The 1428-nt window shown below is 58.6% G+C and carries 4 protein-coding genes; 2 read left to right on the top strand and 2 right to left on the bottom strand.

Annotated elements, in window-relative coordinates; genetic code table 11:
- Nucleotides 1–3 precede the first annotated feature (3 nt).
- A complete protein-coding gene (locus ABUE31_RS22625) occupies nucleotides 4–315 on the top strand; it encodes a tyrosine-type recombinase/integrase (RefSeq protein WP_437344183.1) in 312 nt (103 codons plus the stop codon).
- Nucleotides 312–545 (top strand): tyrosine-type recombinase/integrase, encoded by a 234-nt coding sequence (locus tag ABUE31_RS22620; RefSeq protein WP_367726025.1) that lies wholly within the window; start codon nucleotides 312–314, stop codon nucleotides 543–545. Before ABUE31_RS22625 ends, ABUE31_RS22620 begins: the two co-directional genes overlap by 4 nt.
- 62 nt (nucleotides 546–607) lie before the next feature.
- On the opposite strand, the gene ABUE31_RS22615 is transcribed toward ABUE31_RS22620, so the two are convergent.
- Complete coding sequence (locus ABUE31_RS22615) at nucleotides 608–1000, bottom strand: hypothetical protein (protein ID WP_367726023.1); 393 nt, start codon at nucleotides 998–1000, stop codon at nucleotides 608–610.
- 77 nt (nucleotides 1001–1077) lie between these two features.
- On the bottom strand, nucleotides 1078–1428 hold a 351-nt coding region (locus ABUE31_RS22610), incomplete at its 5' end, for a hypothetical protein (protein ID WP_367726022.1).

The raw sequence follows: 1428 nt of genomic DNA, 5'->3' as shown, positions 1-1428 counted from the left end.
ACCGTGAAGCAGCGGCGGACCCACCGTGTGACCCTACAGGCAGCAGCCGTGGCGCTCCTGAGGAGGATGCGCGAGGAGGCTGGCGAGAAGTCCAAGAGCGTGTTCGTGTTCCCGTCAGATGGACGCCACCGGCACAGCGAGGCCGGGCACCTGACGACCATCAAGAAGTTCGCCGCGAAGGTGTTCAAAGCGGCTGGGCTGAGGGATGTTCGACCCTATGACCTGAGGAAGGCTTTCGCGTCCCGTCTCGTGGCGTCTGGGGCGGACCTCAGGACGGTAATGTCCCTGACCGGCCATACACAGGTGGCNACCTGACGACCATCAAGAAGTTCGCCGCGAAGGTGTTCAAAGCGGCTGGGCTGAGGGATGTTCGACCCTATGACCTGAGGAAGGCTTTCGCGTCCCGTCTCGTGGCGTCTGGGGCGGACCTCAGGACGGTAATGTCCCTGACCGGCCATACACAGGTGGCGGTGCTTTTGAAGCACTACGCCCATGTGATGGACGGAAAGCAGAAGGAAGTGCTGGAAAAAGTATTTGGGCGATAGATGCTCTTATCCTTCACAGGGCGTAGCTGAGGGGACATAGCTACTTGAGGGGCAATCAGATCTTACCAGAGGATGTTGCCATCAGCATCGACCCGCTCAGTCTTGAAGCCCAAGAGGTTTAGGACGAGAGAGCGAGGTGTGGCAAAACCACCGGCATTTGCACATTCCGCGTCAGGGCTGAATTGATACTCCTCGACCTCACCGATTGTGCTTTCAGTCACCGAGGCTGGTATCTTAGCCGGCTCGCCGCCCTCGACGAAGCCTTTCAAGTTCTCGATGTAGCTGACAGTTGTGTTGCCATTGAGGATGCAGGGCACAGTGGCAAATTCCTGCTGCACATGATCGGCCATGACGATCGCGTGTTTTGGCAGCGTTTCGACGACCTCGAACCCAAGCGACGCGTAGGCTACGACACCGCCGATCAAAACCACCCCGAGCAACGTCTCTTTGTTCATCAGCCCCGCCCCCGCAGCTCGGAGGATGGTCAGACGGCTCCTAGGACGTCAAGGGGGAGACCAGCAATCCAGCGCCCTCATTTCTGGACGGGCGAGTGGGGCTCTGTCTCCTTGTCATCCACCACCCCACGCCCCGTAATTTCCAAGGCAGCCTCCCTCTCGGCAATGCGAGCCACCATCCTCTCATTCCACTCGGCTTGCGCCTTGATGTTTTCCAGACGCTCTCGCTCGACATCTGCGAGTGCAGACCGCAACGTGTCCTCAGTGTCATCGACAACGTCAAATGCAGAGAGCGCGTAAGAGCGTCTCAGTTCGTTTGTGATCTCCAACACGCTCAGGCCGAGCTTGGCATGTTCTTCTCTGCGCGCTTGAAAGAAGCTCGTGTAGTCAGGGGGATGGTCATATTCCGCCGCATCACCAATGATCCG

This window comes from Mesorhizobium marinum (genome assembly GCF_040813675.1).
Lineage (GTDB): Bacteria > Pseudomonadota > Alphaproteobacteria > Rhizobiales > Rhizobiaceae > Mesorhizobium_K > Mesorhizobium_K marinum.
Note: the sequence above shows the minus strand (reverse complement) of the source record. Positions and strands in the feature narration are given on the sequence as shown.

Excerpts from the sequence above, each read along its gene's own strand:
- ABUE31_RS22615 (WP_367726023.1), bottom strand. The coding sequence starts at position 1,000 with ATGAACAAAGAGACGTTGCTCGGGGTGGTTTTGATCGGCGGTGTCGTA.